This window comes from Pseudomonas sp. RSB 5.4, from assembly GCF_037126175.1.
Taxonomy (GTDB): Bacteria; Pseudomonadota; Gammaproteobacteria; order Pseudomonadales; family Pseudomonadaceae; genus Aquipseudomonas; species Aquipseudomonas fluorescens_H.
Genome location: NZ_CP146986.1, coordinates 4,323,703 through 4,339,133 on the forward strand (window position 1 = coordinate 4,323,703; position 15,431 = coordinate 4,339,133).

Genomic DNA, 15,431 nt, shown 5'->3' on the forward strand with positions numbered 1-15,431 from the left:
CTTTGCATTAGAGAACGGGCACGGGATGCTCCCGTAACGCCGTCAGCAAAGCCGCGGCACTCGCGCCGCGGCAATCCACAACTGTTCGGGCCCCGGCGGCACGCGCCAGCTCGGCGACCCTTGGGCTCGGCACAAACAACGGCAACTGCGCAATTGAAGGCCAGGCATCGCCGGCCATCTGGCGCAAGTGCTCGAAACCCTGTCCACTGCTGACCACCAGCCCGTTCAAGCGTTCCGCTGCAATCCGCCGCGGCAGCTCTTGCGGCGGGTAGGCCGGCAGGTCACGCCGATACAACTCCAGATACTCGACACTAGCACCAAGCGCGCGCAGGCGCTCGGCGAGCAGCTCGCGGCCACCCTCGCCACGCAGGATCAGCACCTGCGCGCCGGGCTCGGTGACCGCCTCGCGCAGACGCGACAATTGCAGCAGGGCTTCACTGTCATCGCCGTCGGCGGGAAAGTGTACGTCGAGACCGTGATCGCGAAGAATCTGCGCGGTCGCCGCGCCGACGCTGAACCACGGCATCGACAATGACTGAGGTCCATAAGCGTCCAGCAGATCAAGCGCAATCCGCGCCGCCGGCTTGCTGACCACGATGACCGCGCTGCAACCCGAAAGCCGCGCCAGCGCCTGACGTATCTTGGCAGAGACCGGCAGCGGCGCTATGTCCAGAAGCGGCAGGCAACTGCTGAAAATCCCTTGTCCGGCCAACTCCGCGGCCAGCGCCGCACAGTCATCCGCAGGGCGCGTCAGCAGCAGGCGCCAGCCAGTCACTCGTGACCTGCCTCGCCATACACCGCTTTGAGAATGTCGTCGGCACCCTGACTGAGCAAGTCTTCGGCAACCTTCACCCCCAGCGTTTCGGCATCGGTACGCGGCGCGCGCGCCTCGGCGCTGAGCAGCTTGCCACCACTCGGTTCGCCCACCAGCCCACGCAACCACAACTGCTCACCTTCGAGCACGGCGTAGCAGGCGATCGGCACCTGGCAGCCGCCATTCAGATGTTTATTGAGCGCGCGTTCAGCGGTCACGCGCGAAGCGGTATCGGCATGATGCAGCGGTGCGAGCAAGGCATGTATTGGCGTGTCGGCGCTGCGGCACTCGATGCCAACGGCGCCCTGGCCACCGGCCGGCAGGCTGTCATCGACACTGATGGCCGAAGTGATGCGGTCTTCAAAACCGAGACGGATCAGGCCGGCTGCCGCGAGGATGATCGCGTCGTACTCGCCGGCATCGAGTTTGGCCAGGCGAGTATTGACGTTACCGCGCAGGAAGCGGATTTCCAGATCAGGACGACGGGTCAGCAACTGCGCCTGACGCCGCAGGCTGGAGGTGCCAACGATGGCGCCGGCAGGCAGCGCATCCAGGCTGGCGTAGGTATTGGAAACGAAAGCATCGCGCGGGTCTTCGCGTTCGCAGATGCAGAACAGGCCAAGGCCTTCGGGGAAGTCCATCGGCACGTCTTTCATCGAGTGCACGGCGATGTCGGCTTCGTTTTCCAGCAGCGCGGTTTCCAGTTCCTTGACGAACAGGCCCTTGCCGCCGATTTTCGACAGCGGCGAGTCGAGCAGCTTGTCACCGCGACTGACCATGGGCACCAGCGTCACCAGCAAACCCGGATGGGCCGCTTGCAGACGGGCTTTGACGTATTCGGCCTGCCAGAGGGCCAGCGCACTTTTACGGGTGGCGATGCGGATTTCGCGAGAGGACATGGATCAATCCGTACTGAATAGATACGGCGGATAATAACAGCTCAGCCAAATCCACTTTGACTTGAATCAGAAACGGCGTGGCCTCCCTGGCCTGCAATGCCCGGTAGAAGAAAGTGAAACCAAGCGCGAAGGCCGGGTCAGAGGCCCTGCATCATCTTGCGCACACCGGCCACATGTCGACGACTGACGATCAGCGCATCACCATTGAGGCCTTTGAGGAACAGCTGGAAATGCCCCAGCGGCGTGCGTTGCAGACGCTCGATGCGGTCACGGGCGACCAGCGCGTTGCGGTGGATACGCACAAAACGCTCGCCGAATTCGTCTTCGAGGGCTTTCAGCGGCTCGTCCAGCAGAACCTCGCCGCTTTCATGGCGCAGGGTCACGTATTTGTGATCGGCAATGAAATAGACCACCTGATCCAGCGGGATCAGCTCGATGCCTTTGCGGGTCCGGGCGCTGATATGACTGCGCGGACCGTTACCGCTTTCGGCGGCGGGACGGGTCAGGGCCGAGAGTTGCGCCCGGTTGGGACGTTCAGCCCGTTTCAGGGCGTCATGCAGATGTTCGGTTCGCACGGGTTTCACCACATAGCCCACGGCGCTGGCCTGCAGGGCTTCCACGGCAAATTCATCGGGGCCGGTGCAAAACACCACGGCCGGCGGCGTTTCGCGCTCGCACAGACGGGCAGCGACCTGCAGGCCATCGAGGCCCGGCATGCGGATATCGAGCAGCACGATATCCGGCTTGTGGCTGTCGATCAGCGCCAACGCCTCTTCGCCATTCGTGGCGCTGGGCTCCAGGACTGTATAACCCTCGAGCTCGCTTACCATTCGGCTTAGGCGCTCGCGAGCCAGTGGTTCGTCATCAACGATCAGGACATTCATATTGCGCTGGATTCCTGCGTGAGTCTCGCACAAGGATAGCGTAGACAGGTGAAGTGACGTCCGTCACCGCGATCCACGCTAAGACTAGCCCGAGCGCCAAAAAGTGCCGTACGTCGGCCAGCAATATTTGCCAGTGTCCGGGTCGTACTGCTCAAAGCCCGCTGTTTCCTGCGTTTTTCACGGGGTATGCCAAAGGACAAAACCACCCACCCCCTCTTCTTATAGTCGGCACTTGCGCGATCCGCAGTCGCGCCGACCCTTATGTCCAACTGTAGACGCTTGCCGGGCCGATATTGCTCAATCGAAAAATATCCTTGCGCAAATCCCCCGTAGACGGCGCCGACTATGAATGAGCAGATGAGAAAAAAACGTATCGACCGGTGTCAGCGACAGGATTGGCAACCCTGTTATTATCCGCGCCAGCGTTTCACGCCTTCTTTCTTCAAGCCGATACGAGCGAATTCATGAGCACTGACAAGACCAATCAGTCCTGGGGCGGCCGCTTCAGTGAACCCGTCGACGCCTTCGTCGCCCGCTTCACCGCCTCCGTCACCTTCGACCAGCGCCTGTATCGCCACGACATCATGGGCTCGATCGCCCACGCCACCATGCTGGCCAAGGTCGGCGTGCTGACCGATGCCGAGCGCGACAGCATCATCGACGGCCTGAAGACCATTCAGGGCGAAATCGAGGCCGGCCAGTTCGACTGGCGCGTCGACCTCGAAGACGTGCACATGAACATCGAAGCGCGCCTGACCGATCGCATCGGCATCACCGGCAAGAAACTGCACACCGGGCGCAGCCGTAATGACCAGGTCGCCACCGACATCCGGCTGTGGCTGCGTGATGAAATCGACCTGATCCTGGCCGAGATCACCCGCCTGCAAAAAGGCCTGCTGGAGCAGGCCGAGCGCGAAGCCGCGAGCATCATGCCGGGCTTCACTCACCTGCAGACCGCACAACCGGTGACCTTCGGCCACCACATGCTGGCCTGGTTCGAAATGCTCAGCCGCGACTACGAGCGTCTGGTCGACTGCCGCAAGCGCACCAACCGCATGCCACTGGGCAGCGCCGCGCTGGCCGGCACCACCTACCCGATCGACCGCGAATACACCGCGCAACTGTTGGGCTTCGACGCCGTCGGCGGCAACTCGCTGGACAACGTTTCCGATCGCGACTTCGCCATCGAGTTCTGCTCGGCCGCGAGCATCGCGATGATGCACCTGTCGCGTTTCTCCGAAGAGCTGGTGCTGTGGACCAGCGCGCAATTCCAGTTCATCGATCTGCCGGATCGTTTCTGCACCGGCAGCTCGATCATGCCGCAAAAGAAAAACCCGGACGTGCCGGAACTGGTACGCGGCAAGACCGGCCGTGTGTTCGGTGCACTGATGGGCCTGCTGACCCTGATGAAAGGCCAGCCGCTGGCCTACAACAAGGACAACCAGGAAGACAAAGAGCCGCTGTTCGACGCCGCCGACACCCTGCGCGATTCGCTGCGGGCCTTTGCCGACATGATCCCGGCGATCAAGCCGAAACACGCGATCATGCGTGAAGCGGCGCTGCGCGGCTTCTCTACTGCTACCGACCTGGCGGACTACCTGGTGCGCCGTGGCCTGCCATTCCGTGACTGCCACGAAATCGTCGGTCACGCGGTGAAGTACGGCGTCGACACCGGCAAGGATCTGGCCGAGATGAGCCTGGAAGAACTGCGTCAGTTCAGCGATCAGATCGAGCAGGACGTGTTCGCCGTGCTGACCCTTGAAGGCTCGGTGAATGCCCGTGACCATATCGGCGGGACTGCGCCGGCGCAGGTCAAGGCAGCGGTGGTTCGCGGTCAGGCCCTGATCGCCAGCCGCTAAAGGCCAAAAGCTTCGCGAGCAGGCTCGCTCCCACAGTCTGGATTTGTTAATACAGTCCAAATGTGGGAGCGGGCTTGCTCGCGAATGCTGACTTCAGAACACTGCAAGATCTACTTCTTCGCTGCGATCATCGCCAAAAACGCCGGCATCGCCAATTCTTTGTCCGCCGCAATCTTCTGCACATGCGGATTCTGCTCAAGCCGCTCCAACAGAGCCTTGGCCTTCGGCATCTCTGCCAGCAAATCGATCCCGAACAGTTTCTGCCCGACCGCACACGCCAGCGGCACGCTGTACAGGAAGTACACATCCGCGATGCTCAAACTGTCGCCCGCCACGTACGGGGCGAATTTGCCGTGTCGACCCAACGCCGCAAAACCCAGCAGCAACTCGGCTTTGGTTTTCTCCTTGATCGCTTCCGGTACCGCCGCGCCAAAGAACGCTTCGCCATAACAGGCACGGCCCGGCAGCTCGATGTACAACTCGATTTCCTTGGCAATCGCCAGCACCTGCGCCCGCTCGAATGGATCGCTCGGCAGCAGCGGCGTGCCCTTCTGGGTCTGTTCGAGGTATTCAAGGATGATCGCGGTTTCGTTGATGAAACCCGCCTCGACGCCCAGCACCGGCACTTTGCCGCGTGGACTGATCGCCAATGATTCAGGTGTCGGCGTCGGGTAGAAGGTGACTTCTTCGAACGCCAGGCCCTTTTCCAGCAGCGCCAGCTTGACCATGTTGTAGTAGTTGCTGACAGCGAATCCGTAGAGCTTGAACATCACATAGCCTCCAGGCCGTGCGGGGTGGGCAGTCACTGTTTATAGATCGCCCGCCACGATCCTGCCAGCAGCATTACGCCGCTGAATGCGGGTAAACTGGCGCCTTTCCTTGAGGAGCCTGCCATGAGCGAGCCGACAGACATCGACAACGACGAAGAAGAGTTCACCGAAGCGACGTTGATCGAAGCCATCGAGAACCAGATCGAAAGCGACAACCCGCCAGCGGCCAAGGCGACCTACAACAAGCTGACCCTGGTGGGCGTCGAGCGCGAAGAGATCCTTAATCTGATGGCCCATGTGCTGGCCTACGAGATTGACGCGATGCTCGACGAAGACCGCGCGTTCGATACCGAGTGGTATGAAACTGCGCTGCGTGCGCTGCCAGAGCTGCCACCGGAAAAGCAGTAAGCAAAACACATCCCCCTGTGGGAGCGAGCCTGCTCGCGAATGCCGTGTATCAGCAAAAACAACGCTATATGACACACCGCTTTCGCGAGCAGGCTCGCTCCCACACAATTTGTCACCCATCCATCCAGCCATCTCTCCGGCCCCGACTACACTGGAATCCGCCTCAAGACAAAATCCCTGATCTGAGCACTGGACATGCCGCAAAAGCGGGTTCACCTTAGGGGCGCTGTCGTCCAATTCCTAGAAAGTCTGGAGTCCTTATGTCGCTTACCCCTGAGCTGGTTGCCGAACTGGAAGTCCTCGCACTCTTCAACCTGGACAGTTCCCAGGAAGGTTTGAAAATTCATCAGACCGCTGCCCCGAAACATATCGCCGCCGCCAAACGCCTCTTCGAAAAAGAACTCACCGACCAGCCTGATGGCGGGTATCTGACCAGCCTGGGTCGTGATGCCGCGCAAAATGTGCAAACCGTGCTGACCATTCTGAGAGAGCAGGAAACCGCCTGATTCCCCCCGTCTTTGCCCACGGGAACTCCTGCCACGGGATTTCCGCGGGCCCACCCGGCACCCCGCGCTAAAAATCTGACGTCAAAAAACAAATTCAGCTTAAAAGTCCCGCTGCGCAAAGGCTAAACTGCCCCCCATTCCGAGACCCTCTTCGTCCGAGCCTGCGAGCCGGTTTGAGCTGACATGACGCGCACCCATGAAATCCGCCCCGACCTGGACGAAGGCATCGACCGCAAGGTGCTCAGCCAGCTGCGCGCGCGTTTTCTCAAACTCAATGAAGGCCGGCTCGGCCGGGCACTTGAAGGCCTGTCGACCCGCCAGCAAGGCGTACTGACCCTGCTGCCACTGTTCTTCCACGTCAATCACCCGCTGTTGCCGGGCTATGTTTCCGGCAGCACCCCCGCCGGGCTGTCCAACTATGAGCCGGACGCCAGCGCCCTCGCCGAAGCGCAGCGCCTGACCCGCTCGTTCTCCTACAAGCCGCGCCATGGCAGCAACCCGCCTCGGCCGATTCACGGACTGTTTCTGATGGGCAGCCTCGGCACCCTGGCTCAGGCCGATCAGAGCGACATGGACGTGTGGGTTTGCCACGCACCGGACCTGAGCGAAAACGAACTCGCCGAACTGCGCAAAAAATGCCAGCTCCTCGAAGCCTGGGCCGCGACCCAAGGCGCCGAGGCGCACTTCTTCCTGATCGATCCGGTGCGCTTCGTCAAAGGCGAACGCGACACTCAGCTCAGCTCCGAAAACTGCGGCAGCACTCAGCACTATCTGTTGCTGGACGAGTTTTATCGCACCGCGATCTGGCTGGCCGGGCGCACACCGATCTGGTGGCTGGTGCCGGTCTACGAAGAAACCGCTTACGACCAGTACACTCACACCTTGCTGTCCAAGCGCTTCATTCGCGCCGACGAGACACTTGATCTCGGGCATCTGGCGACGATTCCGCCGGGCGAGTTCATCGGCGCCGGCCTGTGGCAATTGTTCAAGGGCATCGAGTCGCCCTACAAGTCGGTGCTCAAGCTGTTGCTGACCGAGGTCTACGCCAGCGAACACCCGAACGTGCGGTGCCTGAGCCTGCGCTACAAGCAGGCCGTGTTCGCCAATCAGCTCGATCTGGATGAGCTGGATCCGTACATGGTCGTGTACCGGCGCATCGAGGAGTACCTCAGCGCCCGCAACGAGCCGGAGCGGTTGGAGCTGGTGCGGCGCGCGCTTTATCTCAAGGTCAACCGCAAGCTTACCGGCAACAGCCGCACCCAGAGCTGGCAGCGCTCGCTGCTGGAGCGCCTGGCCCACGAGTGGCATTGGGATCAGCGGCAACTGGCCTTGCTCGACAGCCGCAGCCAGTGGAAAGTCCGCCAGGTCAGTGCCGAACGCCGCGCCCTGGTCAATGAACTGAACTACAGTTATCGCTTCCTGACCCAGTTCGCCCGCAGCGAACAGACCGTCAGCCTGATCAACAAGCGCGACCTCAATGTGCTCGGTCGCCGCTTGTACGCCGCGTTCGAACGCAAGGCCGACAAGGTCGAGTTCATCAATCCCGGCATCGCCCCGGATCTGGCCGAAGACACCTTGACCCTGGTGCAGTCGCCGAACAAAAAAGAGCCCGGGCAAACCCAGTGGGGCCTGTACAACGGCAGCCTGACCGCGCTGGAGTGGGAGCACTTCGCGCCGATCAAGCGCAGCCGTGAGTTGCTCGAACTGCTGACCTGGTGCCACCGCAACGGCGTGATCGACAGCAGCACCCGTCTGGCCCTGCACCCCGGCACCAGCGACTTGAGCGAGTTCGAACTGTTCAACCTGCTCGGCAGCCTGCAGCAGTGCATCGCCCTGCCCTTGCCGACCGTCGCCGAAGAACCGCTGCTGCGCGCCGCGGTGCCGAGCGAAGTGCTGATCCTGGTCAACGTCGGTGTCGATCCGCTCAAGCATCACCGCGACCTGAACATCCTGATGACCACCGAACGCACCGATTCGCTGAGTTACGCCGGGGTGCGCGAAAACCTTGTGCTGACCCTCGATCAGGTCACGCTCAACAGCTGGAACGAAGTGCTCGTCAACCGTTTCGACGGCCCCCACGCGTTGCTCGATTGCCTGCGCGACTACCTCAATAATCTGCCGCGCGGCCCGCAGCAGCCGTCATTGAAAGTGCGCTGCTTCTGCCACAACCGCGCGCAGTTCATTGCCCGGCGCGTCGAAGAAGTCATCGACACCGCACAGACCCTGCTGCTCAGCGAGCTCAATCACCGCTACCTGATTCAGGTGCAACAGCACTATCACGTGCTGGAGCTGGTGCCGGGCCAGGTCAACCATGTCGCTCTCGCTACCTTGCCGGCGCTGTTGGATTACCTCGGCGAAGAACAGCCGCGCTACAGCCCGCTGCACCTGGACCCGATGGCGCTGGAGGATCACGATCTCGCGCTGATTCTGCCGATGGGCCAGCCGGAATCGATTCAGGTGTTCTACCGGATCACTGAACAACAGGCCGAGCTGTACGTGCTGGATGAGTTCAACGCGCTGTGGCAACAGCATCTGCCGTATCACGACGAACAGAGCCTGCTGGTGCCGCTGCAGCGTTTTCTGCAATCGATCCAGTACCGCCGTGAAGCGCTGCTGCCAATGGATGCCAGCCCGGCGGTTCTCGATATTTTGTATTACCAGCTATTGCCCTCGGGCCCGGGCAGGGCTCGACGGGTCGAGGCTCGGCCAACGCCGCAGACACCGGTCAATAAACCTTTCTACGACGTACAGGCGATTGTCGGCAAAGCCGCACCCGGAGAGGTGCAGGTCACGCTGTATTGCAATCAGCGGGAGTTCAGCGAGCTGGAACATGGCGACCAGTTGTTCCGCGCGGTCGCCCGGGAGATCGTCGAGCAACGCCGCGAGACCGAGCGCTATCGCTGCTACATCACCGACCTGGACCTCTCGGGCCTGCTCGGTGATGGTCAGAGTTCAAGCAATTTGTATCTGCGCTACAAGGCCGACCTGGAGCGCGCCCTGAACGAGGCGCTCGAACAGGTCTGAGGCGGGATTACTCGCGGAAATCGCCGCCGTTGGCCGGCTGCGACTCAACTTCCAGCAAGGTCAGTTTCAGCGTCTTGCCGCCGGGCGCCGGCCAATCGATGTGCTGACCGACTTTCAGGCCGAGCAGCGCGCTGCCGACCGGCGCCAGGATCGAGATCTTGCCTTCGTCGGCGTTGGCGTCATTGGGATAGACCAGCGTCAGGTGATAGTCCTTGCCGCTGCCTTCTTCGCGGCAGTGCACGCGGGAGTTCATCGTCACGACATCAGCGGGCACTTCATCGTGGCCGACCAGTGTATCGGCGCGGTCCAGTTCGGTTTGCAGCGCGATCACGCCCGGCAGCGTGTCATCCAGGCTGTCGATCAGGCGCTCCAGACGTTGTACGTCCAGACGGGTAAGGGTGATGGAAGGTGCGGTCATGATCCGGGCAGACTCCTTTCTTCTGCACACAAAAAAAGCAAAACCCCGCCAAAAAAGACGGGGTTTTCACCAGGCCTCGATGGGTTGAGGCGTGTTCGGACACTATCACAGCTCAAAAAATATACAAGCCACCCACTTTTGATCTGGCAAGAACCCCTGTGGCGAGGGGATTTATCCCCGAGGGGTCGCGCAGCGGCCCCAAGCTTCTGACTGCTGCGCAGTCTATCGGGGATAAATCCCCTCACCACAAGGTCGAGTCAAGTCAGGGATTTTCGTGCGGCAGCCTGCTGGCAGATGATCCGACGGCGCTCATCATCGGCCGAGCGCCATTCGCGAATATCCTCGACATGGCGGAAGCAGCCGAGACAAACCTTCTGTTCATCAAGCCGGCACACGCCGCTGCACGGCGAAGGCACGGCCGGGCTGATGTTGCTGTAAAGCGGCTTTGGCGGACGAACAGGTGCGGTGTCAGTCACGAAATCACAGACCTTCGAAATCGAATTCGACACCGGCTTGCTGCTTGACGATGCGCTCGAGCATCTCGCCCAGTTGCTCTTCGCTCTTGTCGCACATCCAGCGCTCGCTCTCTTCGTCGTAGTCGAAGTGGAAACCGCCGGAGACCGCCGCCAGCCACAGCTGACGCAACGGCTCCTGACGACTGAAGATCAGCTGCGTGCCGTTTTCAAACTTCACAGTCAGTACACCGGCCGAGCTTTCCAGGTCGATATCCAGGTCGCTTTCGTCAAAGATGTCCTCCAGTTTTTCCTGGGTTTCATCGACCAGATCGTGGAAACGCGCTTCGGACAAACTCATTGTGGCAACCTCAAAAAATGTCTGATCAGGCTCAAGCGCCGCAAGATACGGACGCTGCCGGCCGATTGCAAAGGATAACGACCAAGGGCCTGCCGGCCCATCAACACCAAACCCTGTGGGAGCGAGCTTGCTCGCGAAAGCGGTGTGTCTGGCAGCAGACATATCGGATGTGCCGGCCTCTTCGCGAGCAGGCTCGCTCCCACAAGGCTCCAGGTGTATCCAGCAGCCCCGCCGGACGGGAACCCCCTCGCATAGGCAAGCTGCCGGGTGGCCGGTATACTCCGGCGCAATTAACGCATTTTCAAGGATTTCGCCATGAAGCGCCTGATCTCTTCCCTTGCTGCGCTCGTCGCGGTTGCCTGCCTCGTTTCCGCCTGTGGTCAAAAAGGCCCGCTGTACCTGCCGGATGACGATCAGGACCCGGCCGAGCAAGCCAAGTCGTCGCAACAACAACCTGCCTCCAAGGCGCACAAGCACGACGTTTACCAATAAGGGATCGCCATGGACGCTTTTAACTACCGTGGCGGGGAGCTGTTCGCGGAAGGTGTGGCCCTGTCCGCCATCGCCGACCGCTTCGGCACGCCCACTTATGTCTACTCGCGTGCGCACATTGAAGCCCAATATCTGGCCTACGCCGATGCGCTGGCCGGCATGCCGCACCTGGTCTGCTACGCAGTCAAGGCCAACTCCAACCTCGGCGTGCTGAATGTCCTGGCCCGTCTCGGCGCCGGTTTCGACATCGTTTCCCGTGGCGAGCTGGAACGTGTGCTGGCCGCTGGCGGCAGCGCCGACAAGATCGTGTTCTCCGGCGTCGGCAAGACCCGTGACGACATGCGTCGCGCGCTGGAAGTCGGCGTGCACTGCTTCAACGTCGAATCCACCGACGAGCTCGAGCGCCTGCAAGTCGTGGCTGCCGAGCTGGGTGTTCGCGCACCGGTCTCGCTGCGCGTGAACCCGGACGTCGACGCCGGCACCCACCCGTACATTTCCACCGGTCTCAAAGAGAACAAGTTCGGCATCGCCATTGCCGACGCCGAAGACGTGTACGTGCGTGCCGCGCACCTGCCGAACCTGGAAGTGATCGGTGTCGACTGCCACATCGGCTCGCAACTGACCACTTTGCCGCCGTTCCTCGATGCCCTCGACCGTCTGCTGGATCTGGTCGACCGCCTCGGCGATTGCGGCATTCACCTGCGCCACATCGATCTCGGTGGTGGCCTGGGCGTGCGTTATCGCGATGAGGAGCCGCCACTGGCCGGCGACTACATCAAGGCCGTACGCGAGCGTCTGAACGGCCGTGACCTGGCGCTGGTGTTCGAACCGGGCCGCTTCATCGTCGCCAACGCCGGCGTGCTGCTGACTCAGGTCGAGTACCTCAAGCACACCGAACACAAGGATTTCGCCATCGTCGACGCGGCGATGAACGACCTGATCCGCCCGGCGCTGTATCAGGCCTGGATGGACATCACCGCGGTCAAGCCGCGCGACACCGCCGCACGCCAGTACGACGTGGTCGGCCCGATCTGCGAAACCGGCGATTTCCTCGCCAAGGATCGTGAGCTGGCGCTGGAAGAAGGCGACCTGCTGGCCGTGCATTCGGCCGGTGCCTACGGCTTCGTGATGAGTTCCAACTACAACACCCGTGGCCGTGCCGCTGAAGTGTTGGTAGACGGTGATCAGGTTTTTGAAGTGCGCCGCCGCGAAACCGTGGCCGAGCTGTTTGCCGGCGAAAGCCTGCTGCCGGAGTAACCCATGCTGCTGCGTTTTACCAAAATGCACGGCCTGGGCAATGACTTCATGGTTCTCGACCTGGTCAGCCAGCACGCGCATATTCAGCCCAAGCACGCCAAGCAATGGGGCGACCGGCACACCGGTATCGGTTTCGACCAGTTGCTGATCGTCGAAGCGCCGAGCAATCCGGACGTGGATTTCCGTTACCGGATCTTCAACTCCGATGGCTCGGAAGTGGAACAGTGCGGCAACGGTGCACGCTGCTTCGCGCGCTTCGTTCTGGACAAGCGCCTGACGGCCAAACGGCAGATTCGCGTCGAGACCAAGGGCGGCATCATCGAGCTGGACGTGCGTAACGACGGCCAGATCGGGGTGAACATGGGCGCGCCGCGCCTGGTGCCGGCGGACATTCCGTTCGACGCGCCGGCGCAGGCTACCAGCTATCAACTGGAGGTCGACGGCACCACGGTCGAGCTGGCCGCCGTGTCGATGGGCAATCCCCATGCGGTGCTGCGCGTACAGGACATCAACAACGCACCGGTGCATGAACTGGGGCCGAAAATCGAACACCACCCGCGCTTCCCGGCGCGGGTCAATGTCGGTTTCATCCAGGTCATCGACCGCAACCGTGCGCAGTTGCGCGTCTGGGAACGCGGCGCCGGGGAAACTCAGGCCTGTGGCACCGGCGCCTGCGCCGCCGCTGTAGCTGCAATCAGTCAGGGGTGGATGGATTCGCCGCTGATGATCGACCTGCCCGGCGGGCGTCTGTCCATTGAATGGGCAGGCCCTGGCCAACCGGTGCTGATGACCGGCCCGGCAGTGCGTGTATACGAAGGACAAGTGCGTCTTTGAGTGAGCAGAAGCCATGACCGATAAGCCTCAGGTACCCGCCCGACAGTCCGACGAATCAGCGTCCGAGAGCCTGGAGGCGGCAGCGGTTGCCGCATACCTCGAGGCTCATCCGGACTTCTTCGTCGAGCACGAAGAACTGCTGCCCGCCCTGCGCATTCCGCATCAGCGCGGTGACACCGTATCGCTGGTCGAACGGCAGATGAGCATCCTGCGCGACCGCAACATCGAAATGCGGCATCGTCTCTCGCAGTTGATGGACGTGGCCCGCGACAACGACCGGCTGTTCGACAAGACCCGCCGTCTGATCCTGTCGCTGATGGACGCCGCCAGCCTGGAAGACGTGGTGATCAGCGTCGAAGACAGCCTGCGCCAGGATTTTCAGGTGCCCTTTGTCAGCCTGATCCTGCTCGGCGACAACCCGGCGCCGGTTGGCCGCTGGGTAACCCACGCCGACGCACAAACCGCTATTGGCGGCCTGCTCACCGAAGGCAAGAGCGTCAGCGGCACCCTGCGGGAACATGAGCTGGACTTCCTGTTCGGCGAAGAGCAGCGCAAGCAGATCGGCTCCACTGCAGTGGTTGCGGTCAGCCATCAAGGCATCCACGGCATTCTGGCAATCGCCAGCCGTGATCCGCAGCACTACAAGAGTTCGGTGGGCACGCTGTTCCTCAGCTACATCGCTGAAGTCATGGGTCGCGTGCTGCCACGGGTCAACAGCTCCCTGCGCTCGGTACGCTGAATATGGAACGACAACTGGACGCTTACTGCGAACACCTGCGCAGTGAGCGACAGGTGTCGCCGCACACCCTGTCGGCCTACCGCCGCGACCTCGATAAAGTCCTCGGCTGGTGCCTCAAACAGAACATCGGCAGTTGGGCGGCGCTGGATATTCAGCGTCTGCGCAGCCTGATCGCCCGCCTGCATGCCCAGGGGCAGTCGTCGCGCAGCCTCGCCCGATTACTTTCAGCGGTGCGCGGGCTCTATCACTATCTGAATCGCGAAGGCCTGTGCGACCACGACCCGGCGACCGGTCTGGCGCCGCCGAAAGGCGAACGGCGCCTGCCAAAAACCCTCGACACCGACCGTGCGTTGCAACTGCTTGAAGGTGCGGTCGAGGACGATTTTCTCGCCCGTCGTGATCAGGCGATTCTCGAACTGTTCTATTCCTCGGGCCTGCGCCTGTCCGAGCTGACCGGGCTCAATCTCGATCAGCTGGATCTGGCCGACAGCATGGTTCAGGTGCTCGGCAAGGGCAGCAAGACCCGTCTGCTGCCGGTCGGCAAAAAGGCTCGCGAAGCACTCGAGCAATGGCTGCCGCTGCGGGCCATGACCAACCCGGCCGACGACGCCGTGTTCGTCAGTCAGCAAGGCCGGCGCCTCGGCCCGCGGGCGATTCAGGTGCGAGTGAAACTGGCCGGCGAGCGCGAACTGGGGCAGAACCTGCACCCGCACATGCTGCGGCACTCCTTCGCCAGCCACTTGCTGGAATCCTCGCAGGATCTGCGCGCGGTGCAGGAACTGCTCGGCCACTCGGACATCAAGACCACGCAGATCTACACCCACCTGGATTTCCAGCACCTGGCGGCGGTCTACGACAGCGCCCATCCACGGGCCAAACGCAGCAAAGGCGACGATTCATGAACATCCAGTTGATCACCTTCGACCTCGACGACACCCTGTGGGACACCGCCCCGGTGATCGTCAGCGCCGAAGCGGTATTGCGCCAGTGGTTGAGCGAACACGCACCCAATCTGGGCGCGGTGCCGGTGGAGCATCTGTGGGCGATTCGCGAGCGGGTGCTGGCCAGCGAACCGGGCCTCAAACATCGCATCAGCGCGTTGCGTCGGCGCGTGCTGTTCCACGCGCTGGAAGAAGCCGGGTACGCCCACGGCGAAGCTTCCGATCTGGCCGACAAGAGTTTTGAAGTGTTCCTGCACGCGCGGCACCAGATCACGGTATTTCCCGAGGTCGAACCGACTCTGGAAATCCTCGCCAACCACTACGCCCTCGGCGTGGTCACCAACGGCAATGCCGACGTGCGTCGATTGGGCCTGGCGGATTACTTCAAGTTTGCGTTGTGCGCGGAAGACATCGGCATCGCCAAGCCGGATGTGCGGCTGTTTCACGAGGCGTTGCAGCGTGGTGGTGTGAGCGCTGATCTGGCGGTACACATTGGTGATCATCCCGGCGATGACATTGCCGGGGCGCAACAGGCAGGCATGCGCGCGATCTGGTTCAACCCGACGGGCAAGGTCTGGGAAGCCGAGCGCCTGCCGGATGCCGAGATCCGCAGCCTGACTGATTTGCCGGCGGTACTGGCGCGCTGGAATGCCCTCTCGAACTGATCCACTATCCCCTGTGGGAGCGGGCTTGCTCGCGAAGAGGCCGTGTCAGTCGACATATAATTTGAATGACACACCGCCTTCGCGAGCAAGCCCGCTCCCACAGGGGAT

17 protein-coding genes are annotated in these 15,431 nt (G+C 61.9%); 10 read left to right on the forward strand and 7 right to left on the reverse strand.

The genetic code is table 11. The annotated features are described in order from the left end of the window. Positions 1 to 7 precede the first annotated feature (7 nt). The 3 genes from V9L13_RS19620 to V9L13_RS19630 form a co-directional block, all read right to left on the reverse strand. Positions 8 to 775 carry a uroporphyrinogen-III synthase gene (locus V9L13_RS19620; RefSeq protein WP_103521688.1) on the reverse strand — a complete coding sequence of 256 codons (768 nt, stop codon included), beginning with the start codon at positions 773 to 775 and terminating at the stop codon, positions 8 to 10. After that, positions 772 to 1,713, reverse strand: coding sequence for a hydroxymethylbilane synthase (gene hemC / locus V9L13_RS19625; RefSeq protein WP_338800313.1), 942 nt, complete (start codon positions 1,711 to 1,713; stop codon positions 772 to 774). Before hemC ends, V9L13_RS19620 begins: the two co-directional genes overlap by 4 nt. Before the next feature lie 137 nt (positions 1,714 to 1,850). Next, positions 1,851 to 2,597 carry a LytTR family DNA-binding domain-containing protein gene (locus tag V9L13_RS19630; RefSeq protein WP_003229385.1) on the reverse strand — a complete coding sequence of 249 codons (747 nt, stop codon included), beginning with the start codon at positions 2,595 to 2,597 and terminating at the stop codon, positions 1,851 to 1,853. Between the two features lie 464 nt (positions 2,598 to 3,061). Here V9L13_RS19630 and argH point away from each other — a divergent pair, with 464 nt between their 5' ends. After that, positions 3,062 to 4,456, forward strand: coding sequence for an argininosuccinate lyase (argH, locus tag V9L13_RS19635; RefSeq protein ID WP_027610449.1), 1,395 nt, complete (start codon positions 3,062 to 3,064; stop codon positions 4,454 to 4,456). Between the two features lie 110 nt (positions 4,457 to 4,566). Here the strand turns inward: argH and V9L13_RS19640 are convergent, their stop codons facing one another. Further along, positions 4,567 to 5,226 (reverse strand): glutathione S-transferase, encoded by a 660-nt coding sequence (locus V9L13_RS19640; protein WP_103483675.1) that lies wholly within the window; start codon positions 5,224 to 5,226, stop codon positions 4,567 to 4,569. Between the two features lie 123 nt (positions 5,227 to 5,349). Between V9L13_RS19640 and V9L13_RS19645 the strand changes: the two genes are divergently transcribed. The 3 genes from V9L13_RS19645 (at position 5,350) to V9L13_RS19655 (ending at position 9,164) form a co-directional block, all read left to right on the forward strand. Next, positions 5,350 to 5,634 carry a hypothetical protein gene (locus V9L13_RS19645; protein WP_201136262.1) on the forward strand — a complete coding sequence of 95 codons (285 nt, stop codon included), beginning with the start codon at positions 5,350 to 5,352 and terminating at the stop codon, positions 5,632 to 5,634. 260 nt (positions 5,635 to 5,894) lie between these two features. Next, positions 5,895 to 6,140 carry a TIGR02647 family protein gene (locus tag V9L13_RS19650; protein ID WP_003229392.1) on the forward strand — a complete coding sequence of 82 codons (246 nt, stop codon included), beginning with the start codon at positions 5,895 to 5,897 and terminating at the stop codon, positions 6,138 to 6,140. A 183-nt stretch (positions 6,141 to 6,323) separates the two neighbouring features. After that, positions 6,324 to 9,164 (forward strand): class I adenylate cyclase, encoded by a 2,841-nt coding sequence (locus V9L13_RS19655; RefSeq protein ID WP_338800314.1) that lies wholly within the window; start codon positions 6,324 to 6,326, stop codon positions 9,162 to 9,164. Between the two features lie 7 nt (positions 9,165 to 9,171). On the opposite strand, the gene rnk is transcribed toward V9L13_RS19655, so the two are convergent. The 3 genes from rnk to cyaY form a co-directional block, all read right to left on the reverse strand. After that, on the reverse strand, positions 9,172 to 9,582 hold the full coding sequence (gene rnk, locus V9L13_RS19660) for a nucleoside diphosphate kinase regulator (protein ID WP_226500820.1): 411 nt from the start codon (positions 9,580 to 9,582) through the stop codon (positions 9,172 to 9,174). A gap of 257 nt (positions 9,583 to 9,839) precedes the next feature. Then, complete coding sequence (locus tag V9L13_RS19665; protein ID WP_082920365.1) at positions 9,840 to 10,058, reverse strand: DUF1289 domain-containing protein; 219 nt, start codon at positions 10,056 to 10,058, stop codon at positions 9,840 to 9,842. Positions 10,059 to 10,062: 4 nt separating this feature from the next. Then, positions 10,063 to 10,395 (reverse strand): iron donor protein CyaY, encoded by a 333-nt coding sequence (cyaY, locus tag V9L13_RS19670; RefSeq protein ID WP_003229398.1) that lies wholly within the window; start codon positions 10,393 to 10,395, stop codon positions 10,063 to 10,065. 315 nt (positions 10,396 to 10,710) lie between these two features. Here cyaY and V9L13_RS19675 point away from each other — a divergent pair, with 315 nt between their 5' ends. From V9L13_RS19675 to V9L13_RS19700, 6 genes are read left to right on the forward strand one after another with little or no spacing between them, the layout of a single operon-like run. Beyond that, a complete protein-coding gene (locus V9L13_RS19675) occupies positions 10,711 to 10,887 on the forward strand; it encodes a lipoprotein (protein ID WP_003229400.1) in 177 nt (58 codons plus the stop codon). Positions 10,888 to 10,896: 9 nt separating this feature from the next. Then, a complete protein-coding gene (gene lysA, locus V9L13_RS19680) occupies positions 10,897 to 12,144 on the forward strand; it encodes a diaminopimelate decarboxylase (RefSeq protein ID WP_262142428.1) in 1,248 nt (415 codons plus the stop codon). A 3-nt stretch (positions 12,145 to 12,147) separates the two neighbouring features. Further along, positions 12,148 to 12,978, forward strand: a complete 831-nt coding sequence (gene dapF, locus V9L13_RS19685; RefSeq protein WP_103483680.1) for a diaminopimelate epimerase — start codon at positions 12,148 to 12,150, stop codon at positions 12,976 to 12,978. Positions 12,979 to 12,991: 13 nt separating this feature from the next. Beyond that, positions 12,992 to 13,717, forward strand: a complete 726-nt coding sequence (locus V9L13_RS19690) for a DUF484 family protein (protein ID WP_003229406.1) — start codon at positions 12,992 to 12,994, stop codon at positions 13,715 to 13,717. Positions 13,718 to 13,719: 2 nt separating this feature from the next. Next, on the forward strand, positions 13,720 to 14,619 hold the full coding sequence (gene xerC, locus V9L13_RS19695) for a tyrosine recombinase XerC (RefSeq protein WP_338800315.1): 900 nt from the start codon (positions 13,720 to 13,722) through the stop codon (positions 14,617 to 14,619). Continuing rightward, positions 14,616 to 15,323, forward strand: coding sequence for an HAD-IA family hydrolase (locus V9L13_RS19700; protein ID WP_103521298.1), 708 nt, complete (start codon positions 14,616 to 14,618; stop codon positions 15,321 to 15,323). Before xerC ends, V9L13_RS19700 begins: the two co-directional genes overlap by 4 nt. Positions 15,324 to 15,431: the final 108 nt, after the last annotated feature.

What these genes read in the sequence shown, in the direction of transcription:
- V9L13_RS19690 (WP_003229406.1), top strand. Translation starts at nt 12,992, where the DNA reads ATGACCGATAAGCCTCAGGTACCCGCCCGACAGTCCGACGAATCAGCG.
- V9L13_RS19650 (WP_003229392.1), top strand. Translation starts at nt 5,895, where the DNA reads ATGTCGCTTACCCCTGAGCTGGTTGCCGAACTGGAAGTCCTCGCACTC.
- V9L13_RS19655 (WP_338800314.1), top strand. Translation starts at nt 6,324, where the DNA reads ATGACGCGCACCCATGAAATCCGCCCCGACCTGGACGAAGGCATCGAC.
- V9L13_RS19630 (WP_003229385.1), bottom strand. Translation starts at nt 2,597, where the DNA reads ATGAATGTCCTGATCGTTGATGACGAACCACTGGCTCGCGAGCGCCTA.
- V9L13_RS19645 (WP_201136262.1), top strand. Translation starts at nt 5,350, where the DNA reads ATGAGCGAGCCGACAGACATCGACAACGACGAAGAAGAGTTCACCGAA.
- dapF (WP_103483680.1), top strand. Translation starts at nt 12,148, where the DNA reads ATGCTGCTGCGTTTTACCAAAATGCACGGCCTGGGCAATGACTTCATG.
- V9L13_RS19675 (WP_003229400.1), top strand. Translation starts at nt 10,711, where the DNA reads ATGAAGCGCCTGATCTCTTCCCTTGCTGCGCTCGTCGCGGTTGCCTGC.
- lysA (WP_262142428.1), top strand. Translation starts at nt 10,897, where the DNA reads ATGGACGCTTTTAACTACCGTGGCGGGGAGCTGTTCGCGGAAGGTGTG.
- V9L13_RS19640 (WP_103483675.1), bottom strand. Translation starts at nt 5,226, where the DNA reads ATGTTCAAGCTCTACGGATTCGCTGTCAGCAACTACTACAACATGGTC.
- argH (WP_027610449.1), top strand. Translation starts at nt 3,062, where the DNA reads ATGAGCACTGACAAGACCAATCAGTCCTGGGGCGGCCGCTTCAGTGAA.
- cyaY (WP_003229398.1), bottom strand. Translation starts at nt 10,395, where the DNA reads ATGAGTTTGTCCGAAGCGCGTTTCCACGATCTGGTCGATGAAACCCAG.
- V9L13_RS19700 (WP_103521298.1), top strand. Translation starts at nt 14,616, where the DNA reads ATGAACATCCAGTTGATCACCTTCGACCTCGACGACACCCTGTGGGAC.
- xerC (WP_338800315.1), top strand. Translation starts at nt 13,720, where the DNA reads ATGGAACGACAACTGGACGCTTACTGCGAACACCTGCGCAGTGAGCGA.
- rnk (WP_226500820.1), bottom strand. Translation starts at nt 9,582, where the DNA reads ATGACCGCACCTTCCATCACCCTTACCCGTCTGGACGTACAACGTCTG.
- hemC (WP_338800313.1), bottom strand. Translation starts at nt 1,713, where the DNA reads ATGTCCTCTCGCGAAATCCGCATCGCCACCCGTAAAAGTGCGCTGGCC.